We start from the raw sequence: 14,196 nt of genomic DNA on the forward strand, positions 1-14,196 counted from the left end.
CTCTGCGGGCAGAGGCAGAAGCTCAGGCCTGTGCGAACACCTTGGTGCCGACGATACCGACTACGGTCAGTGCCATGAAACAGGCCTGGACCCCGCTGACCTTGTCGCCGAAAAGAATCACGCCACCGATGATCACGCCGATCGCCCCAGCGCCGGTCCAGATCGCATACGCCGTACCCGCCGGCAGCCCACGCATCGCGAGCGCGAGCAGGCCCATGTTGACGAAGCTCAGCACGATCGGAACCGAAGACGCCTGCCACGTGGCAACGGTCGCCGCCCATTTGAGGCTGAGCGCCCAGGTGATTTCGGTGATCACGGCAACGCCGAGGATGAGCCAGGACATAAGGGTATCTCCAACGGGCTCAGATTGGAGACGCAGCCGCCGGAAACCCGGGAAGAGACGGCCGCCTGTTACAAAACGAAAAAGGCGCCAAGCGAACGACCATTCCCCCGTCGAAGCGGGGGTCCAGGGTTGCGGGCGCGGTGTCGTGAGAACCTGCCCCCCGCTTTCGCGGGGGAACAGACGATTAGTTCAGGCGGCCAAGCCCCGAGATCGACCGATCGACCATCGCGCGGTCGGCGGCGGCATCGTGATGCTCGGCGATCAGGATACCGGCTGCCTTGGCAGCGGCGTCAGCGGCCCGCGCACGGACCTCGGCGATCGCGGCGCGCTCTGCGGCGGCGATCTTGTCCTCGGCCATCTTGGCGCGACGCGTCATCAGGTCCTCGGCACCCGCCTTGGCCTTGGCGATGATCGCCGCGGCTTCGGTATGCGCATGCGCCTTCATCACCTCGGCTTCGAGATGCGCAGTCTTGGCCTTGGCCTCATACTCCGCGCGGATCGCCTCGGCCTCGGCGCGCAGCGCCTTGGCCTCGTCGAGCTGCGTGCGGATCCCGGCGATCTTGGCGTCCAGCGATCGCCCGATCATGCCGGGGACCTTCTTCCACACCATCAGCGCGAGGACGATGATCATCGCGATCGCGACCCATCCGGTCGAGTTGACGCCGAGCGCGGTCGGGTCGACGACATGCTCGACGGTCCCAGGCGCGACGGTGTGCCCCTGCAACCCCTGATTGTCGATCGAGCCTTCGGGCGCCATGCCCTCGGCCGAGATCACCTTGGCCGGTGCGTCCGGGTTGGCGGCGGAGGTATTAGCCATGAGCCATCGTCCTGCGTACCGCATCGCTCGCCGAGTCCAGGCTCACCTGAAGTCCAGCGACCTTGTCGGCCAGTTGCTGTGCCGCTTCGGCTGCGACATTCTGAAGATTGGCGAGGGCCTGCGCCTTCGCATTCGCCACGGCAAGATCGTGATGACCCAGACGCTCGGCGATGTCGGCATCGGCCGCGTGGACCTGCTGCTCGAAGGCCATTGCCGCCCGCTTGGCCGCGGCCGCGGTCTCGGCCTGTGCCGCGACGCGGGCCGCATCCATTTCGGCCTGCCAGGTCGCCTGGACCGTATCGGCCTGCGCCCGTGCAGCGACTGCCGCTGCCAGATCGCCCGCGATTCGGCCTTCACGCGCGTCCACGGTCGACACGATCTTAGGCACCATCCCCTTGCCGATCCCGAAATACAGGATCCCGAAGGTGAGGAGCAGCCAGAAAATCTGTGAAGCGTAGGTGGCGGCTATCTGGGCAATCTGGGGCATGGCAGTCCTTCGTGATACGGCCGGACGGGATATCGCCCGGCCAGATCAGCGCATGTTAGGCGACGAACACCAGGATGATCATCGTGACGAATGCGAGCAGACCGAGAAGCTCGGCAGCCGCGAAGCCGATGAACAGACGGCCCTGCTGGCTGTCGGCAGCGCCCGGGTTGCGCAGTGCGCCGGCGAGGAACTGGGCGAAGACGTTGCCCACGCCGAGTGCCGCGAGGCCCATGCCGATCGCTGCGAGGCCGGCACCGATCATCTTTGCTGCGTTGACGTCCATGTTAAAACTCCCTTGAAAATCAGTAGTGGTTCGAAAGAAAACTTAGTGAAGGTTGACCGCGTCGTTCAGATAGACCGACGTCAGCAGCGCGAACACATAGGCCTGGATCGCGGCGACCAGCAGCTCGAGCAGCGTGATGCCGATCATCAGCAGCATGCTCGGCGCGGTCACCAGACCGATATAGACGCCGCCGAGGTTGATGCCGTTGATCACGAACGCCGCCAGCACCTTGAGCAGGATATGCCCCGCGGTCATCGCCACGAACAGTCGCAGGCCGAGTGAGAACGGACGCACCAGGAACGACATCAGCTCGACGACGAAAATCAGCGGGATCATCAGCGCGGGCGTGCCGCTCGGCACGAACAGCGAGAAGAAGTGGAAGCCGTGCTTGCCGAAGCCGACGATCAGGACGATCGCAAAGCTGATCAGCGCCAGCACGCCGGTGACGGTCATGTGGCTGGTCACGGTGAACGGGTGAACGCCCGGCACGATACCGAACGGCAGCAGGCCGATGATGTTCGCGAACAGGATGAACATGAACAGCGAGAAGACGTAGGGGATGAAGCGCTTGCCGCCGGGCCCGACATTCTGCTCGAGCATGCCCGAGATGAAGCCCGTAAAGCCCTCGACCGCGGCCTGCCAGCGACCGGGGACGAGCTCGCGCTTCATCCCGCCGATCATGAAGGCCCAAAGTGCGACCAGCGTCACCACCATCCACATCGCGGAATTGGTGAAGGACAGGTCGTAACCACCTACGATCCAGTGCGAGCCGAACGCCGGCTCGATCAGGAACTGGTGCATCGGATCGATCTTGCCGCCCTGTTCTGCCGCCACGTGGAATCCCTGCCGTCTTGAAACGACAAACGCCCGGCTACTCCGGGCGTTCGCCTGAAATTCGAATGATTTGCCTGAACGCGACCGCAATCCCGAGGAACAGCAACACGATCAGACCCCAAGGCCCAGTGCCGACCCAATGGTCTATCAACCATCCGATCAGCGCACTGCCGACGAGACTCCCGATCAGGGCGGAGATGACCCGATTGCCCTGCGAGTAACCCCGCTCGGCATCCGGCCCTCCCTGCCCCTTTTTCAGCGTCTCCCGAGCCTTGACCTCCCTCAATCGCTCATCGAGCGCGGAAAGTCGCGGATCTTCAACACCGTAGGGGTCCTGTCCGGGTTCGATCTCCGCCACGACATGCTCTCCACCTGATACGACACCGGGGAGATATACGCAGCGACGAGCGATCCCGCCAAGGCGCGGTCCGTTTAGAAAAGGGGGGGGGCCAAGTCAACCGGTGTGACAGTATCGTCATCAATGTGGTGACTGCGCGGCGCGTTACGCCCTCTCCCATCCGTCATCCTGACGAAAGTCAGGATCCAGAGCCGCAGGCGGACCATGTACAGCTCTGGATCCTAGGTCGAGCCCAGGATGACGGAGGGCATCAGGACAGCATGCTCAGACGCAACGCGAATCACGCTCGGGTGCGGCCGCGGTGCGCGTCTTCCACACACCACCCGGCGTCTTGTACTTCTCGCCCGGATTGGTCCCGGCGATCAGGTTGCAACCGCTGGTGAACGCCAGCTGCTCGACCGTCGCGCCGCTCGCCTGCGCCTTGGCGGTATAGGCCGACTTGCGCTGGATGTTGATGCTGTTGACCAGCGCGCGCAAATCGCCGCTCGCCGCGCCGACCAGCCCGAGATAGCCGTCGGGCTGCTCGCCGACCTCGCCGCCCGCGCGCGCCGCGGCATAGGCGGGGTCACGCTGCGCCGACGCGGCGACCGACAGGCCGCCAAGCACAGCCACCGCCGCGATCATCGTCAAAGCCTTGATCTTCATCTCAGAATATCCCCGGATTCTGCTGGATCAGCGATTTCGCCTCGCCATCGAGACGATAGACCACTTCCTGCGTCACATTGATATTGAGGTTGATCTCGATCGGCTTGTCCGGCGCCGACACGTTGATGCAGCCCGGCAGGGCGGCGGCGGTCGTGACCAGAAAGACGATCGTCCTCATCCTGTGCAAGATCGGTCTTTGCTCCAGCTTGTTCAATCCTGTTTCGGTCATGGCACGATCCTGCTTTCGGCGGGCTGAATGGATGGGGCTGCGGGAACGGCAGGCCCGGGGGATGGCGGCGCGGACTGCTGCTGGATCAGCGCGGGCAGGTTGCGTTCGATCAGCCGCTTCGGATCATAGAAGCTCTGCGCCGAATCGAGCAGTCCGCGAAACGGCGCCTTGATCCGGATGTTGAACACGAAGGGCAGCTTCTGCAGCCGGCGGACGATGAAGTTCGATTTCGCCCCCTCGCCCTGGCTGATCCCGGCAAAGCGCACGTCGGTCACCATCTCACCCGCCAGCGGCCCGTTCATGCCCACGCGGAGCGACTGATAGCGCAGCGACTTGAGCGCCTGGAACGCGATGTTCGCCCAGATGCCCAGATCCTTCTGGCTGAGATCGCCGACATAGGCGAGCGTCCCGCCGCCCGGCCGGACGCGCAGGTCGCCGCCCTCGATCCGACCGCCCGTCTCGTCGAAGATCATCGGCAGCACGCCGTCGAAGATCCCCGTCGCGTCGAGATTCTTGAAATCGAACTGCTGCAGGAACTGGTCGGCGGCCATGTTGGCGATGTGGAACGTCATCCGCCGTTCGCTCTGCGCGGAGAAATCGAGCAGCGTCGGGTCGAGCGTCAGCGATCCGCCCGCAAACGGCCACGCCCCGCCCTCGACCCGCACACGCGCGCCCGGCAGGGTCTGATAGCGGATCGTCCCGTCGCTGACCGGGATGCCGGGGTTGAGCGTGCGGATCGTCGCGACCTGCCCCGGCGCGCTTTGCAGGTTGAGCAGGTCGGTGAAGCGGATCTCGGTCGCGATCCCGGTCACCGGGCCGAACGCGGCGGCAAGGTCGGTGCCCGCGGTCCGGAACACCCCGGTGCTCGTCACGCCGTCGGGGGTCCACGCGATGTGCCCGTCGCCGCTGACCGATCCGTTGACGTCGGCGATCACGCCGAACGTCAATGGCGTCAGCGCCTCGGGTTGCAGCGCGTCCTTGGCGAACACGATCCCCGGCACGAGCAGGTCGGCGCGGCCGATGCCCGTGCCGAGAGCATGGACCAGCGTGACGTCGGCAACCTTGGTGCTGCTGACCGGTTCGAACAACGTTCCGGCCGCGGTGATCGTGCCGCCGATCAGCGACAGCGTCACGCCGCGCGCCGCGACCGGCTTGAACCGCGCGGTGGCGGCGGCGTCGCTGACACCCATCGTGCCGTCGAGCGCCAGCGCACCGCCGATCAGCGTCCAGTCGCCCGCCGCCTCGTTCAGCAGCAGCGGCACATTGCCGATCTGCCCTGCCCCACCGGTGAATGCGCCGGCGATTCCCTGCGTCGTCATCCGCCCGGTGATCGTCGCGAAGTCCAGCCGCGTGACGCGCTCGGGCGCGCCGATCCGGGTCTGCACGCCGTCGATCGCAAAGCCCCGGTCGGCCAGCCGCAGCGTCGCGCCGCTCGCGTTCAGCGTCAGCGGCGTCCGCCCCAGCCGCCCCGACAGCGCGGCCGCGGCGATCCGCGCACCGCCGCGCAGACGTCCGCGATCGGTCTGCACCAGCGCTCCGTCGATCGGGCACAGCGACAGCCGCGCAGGGTCGAGCACCAGCCCCGACACCGCCAGCCGCCGGACCGCGAGCGGCGTGCAGCCAGTGTTGACGACGAGCCGCGTCTTCCCGTCCCAGCGGGCATCGATCGGCATCGACAGGCCTTCGACCCGGTCCTTGCCGCCGCTGCCGATCGGACCGTCGAGTGTCACCCGCGTCGTGATCGCGGTCGCCCCGCCGGGCGTCGCGCTGAACCGTACCGGGGTCACCACCAGCCGCGCACCGTTAACGGCATAGGGCGCGATCGTCGCGACGCCGCGGACCGGCGCACCCGGCCGGGCCTGGGCGAGCGCGATGCGCGCCTGCGGCAACCCGCCACCCCGCGTTGCAAGAGTCGTATCGAGCGTGACGCCTCCGCCAGACGCACCGCGTCCAGGCCATGCGAACCGGAGCCCCTCCCCGCCATCAAGCGAGATCCTCGCGCCGCTCGCCGATGCGAGCGCGAGGTGTGACAGCACGGCCTCGCCACGCCCGCCGCGCTGCCGGACCGCGATTACCGCATCCGCCGCAAAGCCCTTTGCGGCCCGCGTCACGGCCTGCACCGCTGCGTCCATGAGGGGCGCGACCGGCGACCCGGCTGCCGATCCCTGCAACGCCTCCACCCCGGCAAGCCGGCGTGGGGCGATCGCGGCACCCGCCGCGCGAACGCGGCCCTCGAACGCGATCGTCGCGCCGAGCCGGTAGGATCCCGCGATCGCCACGCGGCGGGCGCGGCCCTCGGCCGTCCGCACGGTCTCCGCGGCAAGGTCCGCCTTGCCCGCGGTTCCCGCAGAAGTGCCGGTAAAGTCGACAACACCCTTGGCCGCGGCGAACGTCGCACCGGGCAGGACGGCCGGTCCGGTCGCCAGCGCGGCCCGCCCCTGCCAGCGATCGAGCGCCGCACCGAGCGTCAGGTCGAGCGCCGCGACGACGCTGTCCGCGCGCGAATCGCCGCACGCCAGCCGCCCCAGCCGCACGGGGCCCTGCAGGATCGGTTTCGCCGCATCGATCCGCACGCGTACCGTCGCGGCAAGGCGGTCGCCCGTACAGCCGCCGACGCTCAGCCGGTCGCTGACCACAGCAAGCGAGCCCCTGAAACCGTTATCTAGCTTCCCCGTCCCGGTGAGTTTCAACCCAACCAGCCCGTAAGGCGTCTCCAGCCGCATCCGTGCGTCATCGACGGTCGCGTCAAGCGCGGGCAGCGCGAACGGCTTGCCCGAGGGTGCGGGCAGAAGGCGGTCGATCGCCCCCAGCGACAACCGTCCGGCAATCAGCCGCCCGCGCAGCCGCACCTGCCCTGCGCGCACCGCCTCCAGATACGGTCCCGACAGCCCGATCCCGGTCCGCGTCTCGACCCAGTCCGCGACCAGATCGGGATCGGCCGGATCGCCGAGCACGACATTGGTCAGCCTTTGCCCGCCAAGCGCCAGATCGGCGATCTCGTAGCGCGCAGGCACCTCGGCCCGCGCGAGTTCGCGATCGATGAAGCCCGTCGCGATCTGCTTGCGGAGTACCCAGACCCCAATGAGCAGGGCGAGCAGGAGGAGCGCTACGACCAGCACGATTCGCTGAATCCGCGCGAGCCCGCCGCGACGGCGGGCCGGCGCGTGACGGCGAGGGTCGGGCCCTGTCTCGCTCGTCTCGGTCAACCGCTTACTCCGTCACGCTTTCCCGGCCTGCATAGGCGGTAGCGGGGGCGTCATGCAATTGCGGCTGGATGTGCTAGCATCCGGCCATGGCGGGGGCAGACGATATAGTCGACGAGCGCAAAGGACACCGGGCGCGGCTGCGCAAGCGGCTGTTCGAGGGCGGCGGAGAGGCGCTGCTCGATCACGAGCTGATCGAATATCTCCTCGCCGTCGCGATTCCCCGTGCCGACACCAAGGCGCTCGCCAAGGCGCTGATGCGCGAATTCGGGGGCATTGGTGGCGTGCTGACTGCCGATCCGGCCGCGCTCGCGCGCGTCGATGGCATGGGCGAGATTTCGACCGCCGCGGTCAAGATCGCGCACGCCGCCGCGCTTCGGCTGTTGCAGGCGCGCGTCGGCGAGCGGCCGGTGCTCGCCAACTGGCAGGCGCTGCTCGACTATCTGCGCGCGGACATGGCCCACCACGTCATCGAACGGTTCCGCGTCCTGCATCTCAACACGCGCAACATGCTGATCCGCGACGAGGTGATGAGCGAGGGTTCGATCGACCAGGCCGCGGTCTATGTCCGCGAGGTGATCCGCCGCGCGATCGATCTCGGCTCGGCCTCGATCATCCTCGTCCACAATCACCCAAGCGGCGACCCCTCGCCCAGTCGTGCGGACATCGAGATCACCCGCACGATCGCGGAGGCGGGCAAGCGACTGGGAGTCGCCGTGCACGACCACATCGTCATCGGCACGGCCGGCCATGTAAGCCTTCGCGCGCAGGGGCTGATTTAAGGCGCGGGTGACGCAAAAAGGCCGCCGGGGTCAGCCGGCGGCCTTGAGGTCGCGAGGGTCCTCCCGCGCGTTTGGTTCAGCCGGCCTGGGTCAGGAACCTGGTCAACTCGGTCTTGGTCAGCATCTTGTTCTTGTCGGCATCCGCCTGCGCGAACGCACCATCGACCCATTTGCGCGTCTCGGGCGCGGCCGCGACCGTCGTCGGGTCCGACTGCGTCTTCAGAGCGACCATCCAGGCGCCAAATTCGGACGTACTCAGCAGATTGTCGCCATTCTTGTCATAACCCGGGAATTCCGCATCGACGACCTGCGCCACTTGCGCCCCCGTCACGGGCTGCTGCGCAGTCGCTCCCTCAGGATTGCCTTGCATCGTCGAAGATGACGGCGACTGCGGCGAAGGTTCCGTCTGCGCCGTGGGCTGCGCCGGTGAGTTGGGCGTGCCGCCGGTCATGGTCTGCGCGGATGTCGGCGTCGCAAGCGCGATTGCACCGATAAGTAGAGTGAATTTCAGCATGTCTTCTCTCCTGCTGCGACCTAGGTGGCGACTTTCCAGTCGCGAAGGTCGTTCGTTCGGATAGTAGGCGATACCAATGCATGACTGCCGCGCAGGGTTCCGTCGGCATCGCCCGATCGCCCCGGGGCTGGATTTGAACCTTGCCGTCCGGCCTGCTACCGTGCGACCGATCGCCGCCGTGGGTCCCGCCGGGGCGCGCGTCGCGCCTCCTCTCCCCAGCCACAGGAAATCCCGATGGTCCCCCGCTATTCCCGCCCCGACATGGTCGCGATCTGGACGCCCGAAGCGCGCTTCAAGATCTGGTTCGAAATCGAGGCGCACGCCACCGACGCGCTCGCCGAACTCGGCGTCGTGCCGAAAGAGGCCGCGGCCGCGATCTGGGAAAAGGGCGCATTCGAGGTCGACCGGATCGACGAGATCGAGCGCGAGACCAAGCATGACGTCATCGCCTTCCTGACCAACGTCGCCGAGCATGTCGGCCCCGAGGCGCGCTTCATGCACCAGGGCATGACCTCGTCCGACGTCCTCGACACCTGCCTCGCGGTCCAGCTCGCCAAGGCGAGCGACATCCTGATCGCCGACCTCGACGCGCTGCTGGTCGTGCTCGAACGCCGCGCGCGAGAGCACAAGATGACGCCGACGATCGGCCGCAGCCACGGCATCCACGCCGAGCCCGTCACCTTCGGCCTCAAGATGGCGCAGGCGCATGCCGAGTTCGCGCGCAACCGTGCACGACTGGTGGCGGCGCGCGCCGACGTCGCGACCTGCGCGATCTCTGGCGCGGTGGGCACGTTCGCCAACATCGCCCCGTTCGTCGAGGACTATGTCGCGGGCAAGCTCGGCCTGTCGGTCGAGCCCGTCTCGACCCAGGTCATCCCGCGCGATCGCCACGCGATGTTCTTTGCGACACTCGGCGTGATCGCCAGCTCGATCGAGCGGCTCGCGACCGAGATCCGCCACCTCCAGCGCACCGAAGTGCTCGAGGCGGAAGAGTATTTCTCGCCCGGCCAGAAGGGCTCCTCGGCGATGCCGCACAAGCGCAACCCGGTCCTGACCGAGAACCTGACCGGCCTCGCGCGCATGGTCCGCGGCTATGTCACCCCCGCGCTCGAGAATGTCGCGCTGTGGCATGAGCGCGATATCTCGCACTCGTCGGTCGAGCGCTATATCGGGCCCGACGCGACGATCACGCTCGACTTCGCGCTCGCGCGGCTGACCGGGGTGATGGACAAGCTCGTCGTCTATCCGGCACGAATGGAGAAGAACCTCAACAAGATGGGCGGCCTCGTCCATTCGCAGCGCGTCCTCCTCGCGCTGACGCAGGCCGGGGTGAGCCGCGAGGACGCCTATCGCCTCGTCCAGCGCAACGCGATGAAGGTGTGGGATTCGGACGGCGCACTCTCGCTGCTCGACCTGCTCAAGGCCGATCCCGAAGTGACGCTGAGCGATGCCGAGCTCGAGGACAAGTTCGACCTCGGCTATCACCTCAAGCACGTCGACACGATTTTCGCCCGGGTGTTCGGCGCGGCCTAACGGTACGGCATTAGCCCCCACCCGTCATCCTGACGAACGTCAGGACCCAGGGCCACGCAGGGCAGCGTCTGGTACTCTGGGTCCTGACGTTCGTCAGGATGACGGTGGGTGGATGAGGGGACGCTGCGAAACCCACCAAAGTGCACGCAACGCAATTACGATTTCATGTTACAAAATTGCGACATCCCGCAACTATCGCCATATCACCGATGCCGGATATTACTCCGGCATCGGAGACCTACCCATGCGCATGTTCGAAACCGTGACCAGCTCTATGCTGGCGATCGCGGCTCAAGCGCTGGTGGTCGGGGTGGTCATTTCCACCCTCTGATCCATCGGCCCGCCCGCCCCTCCAAGGAGGGGCGCGGCTAGGGTCGCAGGCTCCACCCTTTAGGCTGCTAGCGCTACACCCCGTCGATGATCGTCATCGTTGGCGCCAATAGGCGCGTCGGGTTTGCGCACGCGTATCGCACGTCGGTTTGCACCCACCGGCCGCCCACGTCGTAGAACCGCCGCCAGCCGCGCCGGCAAACCCCGGACCCGCAGGCTCGACGCAGCGCCGATCACCCCGATCGCGACGTCCAGATACGCCGACACTTCGAACGATGTCAGCCAGATCGCGATGTCGGGCGCGCCCATCATGGCAACCCGGACCCTGTCGCCGTCATCGGCGAACATCATGACGCACGCTGCCGCAATCACCACCAGACCGACCGCGACGTCGCCGCGCGTAAGCCGCGCCACCCGCCTGACCAGCGCCTCGACCAGAAGCGCGCGGAGGAACCGCGACAGGGGGATCGTGGGCGCGGCTATCATCAGCAACCAGCAAGCGAGAAACGTCAGACCGATTGCCGCCACACTATCCCCCTGTCACTCGCGCCAAGCAGCGCGGCCTATTCCGCGGCGAAGACGCCCTTCAGCTTGGCGAAGAACCCTTGGCTGTCGGGGCATTCGTCGCCGGTCTCGGTCTCGCGGAACATCTCGAGCAGTTCCTTCTGCCGGTTCGACAGGCGGGTCGGGGTCTCGACGTCGATCTGCACGACCAGATCGCCATGACCACGCCCCTGCAACACCGGCATGCCGGCACCGCGCTGACGCAGCTGCTTGCCCGACTGGATACCTGCCGGGATCTTCACCTCATGCGTGCGCCCGTCGAGGCCGGGGATCGACAGCGATCCGCCAAGTGCCGCGACCGTGAAGCTGATCGGTGCGCGCGCAAACAGCGTCGTGCCTTCGCGCTCGAACAGATTATGCTTGGTGACGTGGAGGAAGATATAGAGGTCGCCCGCCGGTGCACCGCGCGCGCCGGCCTCACCCTCGCCCGTCATCCGGATCCGCGTGCCTTCATCGACACCGGGCGGCACGTTGATGCTGAGCGTCTTGGTCTTCTCGACCCGGCCCTCGCCGCGGCAATCGGGGCATGGATCGGCGATCACCTGACCCGCGCCGTTGCAGACCGGGCAGGCGCGCTCAACCACGAAGAAGCCCTGCTGCGCGCGGACCTTGCCGTGACCGCCGCAATGCTGGCAGGTCTTGGCGCGCGTACCGGCCTTAGCGCCCGACCCATCGCAGGTGTCGCACACTGCCGAGACGTCGACGGTGATCTCGGTCGCCTTGCCGTGGAACGCCTCTTCCAGGCTGACTTCCATGTCGTACCGCAGGTCGGCACCGCGACGTGCCGACGATCGGCCACCGCCGCCGCGCTGCGCGCCGCCCATAAATTCGCCGAAGACGCTCTCGAAAATGTCGCTGAAGCCGCCGAAATCCTGCGCGCCGCCACCATGACCGCCGCCGCCGCCATTCTGGAATGCGGCATGGCCGAAGCGATCATAGGCCGCACGCTTCTGGGGATCCTTGAGGCAGTCATAGGCCTCGCTGACCGCCTTGAACTGGGCCTCCGAATCCTTGCAACCGGCATTCTTGTCCGGGTGATATTTCATCGCGAGCTTGCGATAGGACGACTTGATCGTCCCCGCATCCGCGGTCCGCTCGATCTCGAGCAGTTCGTAATAGTCTGTCTGGGTACTCATAACGGCCCTCTTAGCCCTCTCCCCTCCGGGGAGAGGGTTGGGTGAGGGGTCGTTCCGGGCGACAGTGCGCGGAACTGCCCCTCACCCCTGCCCTCTCCCCGACCGGGCACCCATGAAAGTATTACTTTCATGGGACCCTGGGGAGAGGGAGTTTCAGTTACGCCTTCGGGTTCTCGTCGACTTCCGAGAATTCGGCGTCGACGACGTCGTCGTCCTTCTTCGCCGCATCGCCATCAGCCGACGGCGAGGCATCCGCCTGAGCCTGCTTCTCGTAGATCGCCTGGCCCAGCTTCATCGCGACCTGGGCGAGCGCGGTGCTCTTCTCGGTCATCGCGTCCGCATCGCCGCCCTCGACCGCTGCCTTGGTCGCGTCGATCGCGGCCTGGATCTCGGTCTTGAGCGCGTCGTCCACCTTGTCGCCGTTATCGGCAAGCTGACGCTCGGTCGTGTGGATCAGGCTCTCGGCGTTGTTCTTCGCCTCGGCGCCGGCACGACGCTTCTTGTCTTCCTCGGCAAAGGTCTCGGCATCGCGGACCATCTGGTCGATGTCGCTGTCCGAAAGGCCACCCGATGCCTGGATGCGGATCTGCTGCTCCTTGCCGGTGCCCTTGTCCTTGGCCGAGACGCTGACGAGGCCGTTGGCGTCGATGTCGAACGTGACTTCGATCTGCGGCACGCCGCGCGGCGCCGGCGGGATGCCGACGAGATCGAAATTGCCGAGCATCTTGTTGTCGGCCGCCATCTCGCGCTCGCCTTGGAACACGCGGATCGTCACCGCGCCCTGGTTGTCGTCCGCGGTCGAATAGGTCTGCGACTTCTTGGTCGGGATCGTCGTGTTACGATCGATCATCCGGGTGAACACGCCACCCAGCGTCTCGATGCCCAGCGACAGCGGTGTCACGTCGAGCAGCAGCACGTCCTTGACGTCGCCCTGCAGCACGCCGGCCTGGATCGCGGCGCCCATCGCGACGACCTCGTCCGGGTTGACGCCGGTGTGCGGCTCCTTGCCGAAGAATTGCTTCACGACTTCACGGACGCGCGGCATGCGCGTCATGCCGCCGACCAGCACGACCTCGGAGATGTCGTCCGCCTTCAGACCGGCGTCAGCGAGTGCCTTCTTGCAGGGGTCGAGCGTCCGCTTGACCAGATCCTCGACCATCCGCTCCAGATCGGCGCGGGTGATCGACTTCACCAGATGCTTCGGCCCGTTCTGGTCCGCGGTGATGAAGGGCAGGTTGACCTCGGTCGACTGTGCCGAGCTGAGCTCGATCTTCGCCTTCTCGGCCGCTTCCTTCAGACGCTGCAGCGCCAGCTTGTCCTTGGCGAGGTCGATGCCCTCCGCCTTCTTGAACTCGTCGGCGAGGAACTGGACGATCTTGTTGTCGAAATCCTCACCGCCGAGGAAGGTGTCGCCGTTGGTCGCCTTAACCTCGAACACACCGTCGCCGATCTCGAGGATCGAGATGTCGAACGTGCCGCCGCCGAGATCGTAGACCGCGATCGTCTTGCCGTCCTGCTTGTCGAGGCCGTAGGCCAGCGCCGCTGCGGTCGGCTCGTTGATGATGCGCAGCACTTCGAGGCCGGCGATCTGGCCGGCGTCCTTGGTCGCCTGGCGCTGTGCGTCGTTGAAGTATGCGGGAACGGTGATGACCGCCTGCGTGACCGTCTCGCCGAGATACGACTCCGCGGTTTCCTTCATCTTCTGCAGCGTGAACGCCGAGATCTGCGAGGGCGAGTAATCCTTGCCGCCGGCCGAGACCCATGCGTCGCCGTTCGGCCCGCGCGAGATCTTGTACGGGACCAGCTCGGTGTCCTTCTTGGTGATCGGATCGTCGAAACGACGGCCGATCAGGCGCTTCACCGCAAAGATGGTGTTGTCGCCGTTGGTCACTGCCTGGCGCTTGGCCGGCTGGCCGACCAGTCGCTCGCCGTCCTTGGCGAATGCGACGATCGACGGCGTGGTGCGCGCGCCTTCGGAATTCTCGATGACCTTGGGCTTGCCGCCTTCCATGACGGAAACGCAGCTGTTGGTCGTGCCGAGATCGATACCGATTACTTTAGCCATGAGTTTAAATAGCCCCTCACACATCGTAAAAAAGTCTCGGGCTCCACCCCGTTACGGCAGTGGAACCTTTCGA

The 14,196-nt window shown here is 66.4% G+C and carries 15 protein-coding genes; 2 read left to right on the forward strand and 13 right to left on the reverse strand.

Going from position 1 to position 14,196, the window contains the following annotated elements:
• Nucleotides 1-22 precede the first annotated feature (22 nt).
• From IFS44_RS18790 to IFS44_RS18830, 9 genes are all read right to left on the reverse strand, one after another.
• The gene (locus IFS44_RS18790) at nt 23-343 is read right to left on the reverse strand and encodes a DMT family transporter (protein WP_056405346.1); all 321 of its coding nucleotides are present in this window, start codon (nt 341-343) and stop codon (nt 23-25) included.
• 184 nt (nt 344-527) lie between these two features.
• On the reverse strand, nt 528-1,160 hold the full coding sequence (locus IFS44_RS18795) for a F0F1 ATP synthase subunit B family protein (RefSeq protein ID WP_446740869.1): 633 nt from the start codon (nt 1,158-1,160) through the stop codon (nt 528-530).
• Nucleotides 1,153-1,647, reverse strand: coding sequence for a F0F1 ATP synthase subunit B family protein (locus tag IFS44_RS18800; RefSeq protein ID WP_056680109.1), 495 nt, complete (start codon nt 1,645-1,647; stop codon nt 1,153-1,155). Before IFS44_RS18800 ends, IFS44_RS18795 begins: the two co-directional genes overlap by 8 nt.
• 55 nt (nt 1,648-1,702) lie before the next feature.
• Nucleotides 1,703-1,930: a F0F1 ATP synthase subunit C gene (locus IFS44_RS18805; RefSeq protein ID WP_031394300.1), complete on the reverse strand. Its 228-nt coding sequence runs from the start codon at nt 1,928-1,930 to the stop codon at nt 1,703-1,705.
• A gap of 42 nt (nt 1,931-1,972) precedes the next feature.
• Nucleotides 1,973-2,731 (reverse strand): F0F1 ATP synthase subunit A, encoded by a 759-nt coding sequence (locus IFS44_RS18810; RefSeq protein WP_037529996.1) that lies wholly within the window; start codon nt 2,729-2,731, stop codon nt 1,973-1,975.
• A 70-nt stretch (nt 2,732-2,801) separates the two neighbouring features.
• Nucleotides 2,802-3,122: an AtpZ/AtpI family protein gene (locus IFS44_RS18815; protein WP_031394298.1), complete on the reverse strand. Its 321-nt coding sequence runs from the start codon at nt 3,120-3,122 to the stop codon at nt 2,802-2,804.
• A 264-nt stretch (nt 3,123-3,386) separates the two neighbouring features.
• On the reverse strand, nt 3,387-3,767 hold the full coding sequence (locus tag IFS44_RS18820; RefSeq protein WP_031439562.1) for a YdbL family protein: 381 nt from the start codon (nt 3,765-3,767) through the stop codon (nt 3,387-3,389).
• Between the two features lies 1 nt (nt 3,768).
• Nucleotides 3,769-3,945 (reverse strand): YnbE family lipoprotein, encoded by a 177-nt coding sequence (locus IFS44_RS18825; protein WP_081874129.1) that lies wholly within the window; start codon nt 3,943-3,945, stop codon nt 3,769-3,771.
• A 47-nt stretch (nt 3,946-3,992) separates the two neighbouring features.
• On the reverse strand, nt 3,993-7,202 hold the full coding sequence (locus tag IFS44_RS18830) for a YdbH domain-containing protein (protein ID WP_192099622.1): 3,210 nt from the start codon (nt 7,200-7,202) through the stop codon (nt 3,993-3,995).
• Nucleotides 7,203-7,288: 86 nt separating this feature from the next.
• On the opposite strand from IFS44_RS18830, the gene radC reads away from it, so the two are divergent.
• A complete protein-coding gene (gene radC, locus IFS44_RS18835; RefSeq protein ID WP_031441495.1) occupies nt 7,289-7,981 on the forward strand; it encodes a RadC family protein in 693 nt (230 codons plus the stop codon).
• 76 nt (nt 7,982-8,057) lie between these two features.
• Here the strand turns inward: radC and IFS44_RS18840 are convergent, their stop codons facing one another.
• Nucleotides 8,058-8,495: an EF-hand domain-containing protein gene (locus IFS44_RS18840; RefSeq protein WP_192099623.1), complete on the reverse strand. Its 438-nt coding sequence runs from the start codon at nt 8,493-8,495 to the stop codon at nt 8,058-8,060.
• A 234-nt stretch (nt 8,496-8,729) separates the two neighbouring features.
• Between IFS44_RS18840 and purB the strand changes: the two genes are divergently transcribed.
• Nucleotides 8,730-10,028, forward strand: coding sequence for an adenylosuccinate lyase (gene purB, locus IFS44_RS18845; RefSeq protein WP_192099624.1), 1,299 nt, complete (start codon nt 8,730-8,732; stop codon nt 10,026-10,028).
• A gap of 390 nt (nt 10,029-10,418) precedes the next feature.
• Here purB and IFS44_RS18850 read toward each other — a convergent pair whose 3' ends face one another.
• The 3 genes from IFS44_RS18850 to dnaK form a co-directional block, all read right to left on the reverse strand.
• On the reverse strand, nt 10,419-10,844 hold the full coding sequence (locus IFS44_RS18850; RefSeq protein WP_206757866.1) for a hypothetical protein: 426 nt from the start codon (nt 10,842-10,844) through the stop codon (nt 10,419-10,421).
• A 77-nt stretch (nt 10,845-10,921) separates the two neighbouring features.
• Nucleotides 10,922-12,058, reverse strand: coding sequence for a molecular chaperone DnaJ (dnaJ, locus tag IFS44_RS18855; RefSeq protein ID WP_031394651.1), 1,137 nt, complete (start codon nt 12,056-12,058; stop codon nt 10,922-10,924).
• A gap of 157 nt (nt 12,059-12,215) precedes the next feature.
• Nucleotides 12,216-14,123, reverse strand: coding sequence for a molecular chaperone DnaK (gene dnaK / locus IFS44_RS18860; protein WP_031441499.1), 1,908 nt, complete (start codon nt 14,121-14,123; stop codon nt 12,216-12,218).
• Nucleotides 14,124-14,196: the final 73 nt, after the last annotated feature.

This window comes from Sphingomonas sp. CFBP 13706, from assembly GCF_014842355.1.
GTDB classification, from domain to species: Bacteria; Pseudomonadota; Alphaproteobacteria; order Sphingomonadales; family Sphingomonadaceae; genus Sphingomonas; species Sphingomonas aerolata.

What these genes read in the sequence shown, in the direction of transcription:
- IFS44_RS18840 (WP_192099623.1), bottom strand. Translation starts at nt 8,495, where the DNA reads ATGCTGAAATTCACTCTACTTATCGGTGCAATCGCGCTTGCGACGCCG.
- IFS44_RS18790 (WP_056405346.1), bottom strand. Translation starts at nt 343, where the DNA reads ATGTCCTGGCTCATCCTCGGCGTTGCCGTGATCACCGAAATCACCTGG.
- IFS44_RS18825 (WP_081874129.1), bottom strand. Translation starts at nt 3,945, where the DNA reads ATGAGGACGATCGTCTTTCTGGTCACGACCGCCGCCGCCCTGCCGGGC.
- IFS44_RS18800 (WP_056680109.1), bottom strand. Translation starts at nt 1,647, where the DNA reads ATGCCCCAGATTGCCCAGATAGCCGCCACCTACGCTTCACAGATTTTC.
- dnaJ (WP_031394651.1), bottom strand. Translation starts at nt 12,058, where the DNA reads ATGAGTACCCAGACAGACTATTACGAACTGCTCGAGATCGAGCGGACC.
- IFS44_RS18795 (WP_446740869.1), bottom strand. Translation starts at nt 1,160, where the DNA reads ATGGCTAATACCTCCGCCGCCAACCCGGACGCACCGGCCAAGGTGATC.
- IFS44_RS18850 (WP_206757866.1), bottom strand. Translation starts at nt 10,844, where the DNA reads ATGATAGCCGCGCCCACGATCCCCCTGTCGCGGTTCCTCCGCGCGCTT.
- IFS44_RS18820 (WP_031439562.1), bottom strand. Translation starts at nt 3,767, where the DNA reads ATGAAGATCAAGGCTTTGACGATGATCGCGGCGGTGGCTGTGCTTGGC.
- IFS44_RS18805 (WP_031394300.1), bottom strand. Translation starts at nt 1,930, where the DNA reads ATGGACGTCAACGCAGCAAAGATGATCGGTGCCGGCCTCGCAGCGATC.
- radC (WP_031441495.1), top strand. Translation starts at nt 7,289, where the DNA reads ATGGCGGGGGCAGACGATATAGTCGACGAGCGCAAAGGACACCGGGCG.
- purB (WP_192099624.1), top strand. Translation starts at nt 8,730, where the DNA reads ATGGTCCCCCGCTATTCCCGCCCCGACATGGTCGCGATCTGGACGCCC.
- dnaK (WP_031441499.1), bottom strand. Translation starts at nt 14,123, where the DNA reads ATGGCTAAAGTAATCGGTATCGATCTCGGCACGACCAACAGCTGCGTT.
- IFS44_RS18810 (WP_037529996.1), bottom strand. Translation starts at nt 2,731, where the DNA reads ATGCACCAGTTCCTGATCGAGCCGGCGTTCGGCTCGCACTGGATCGTA.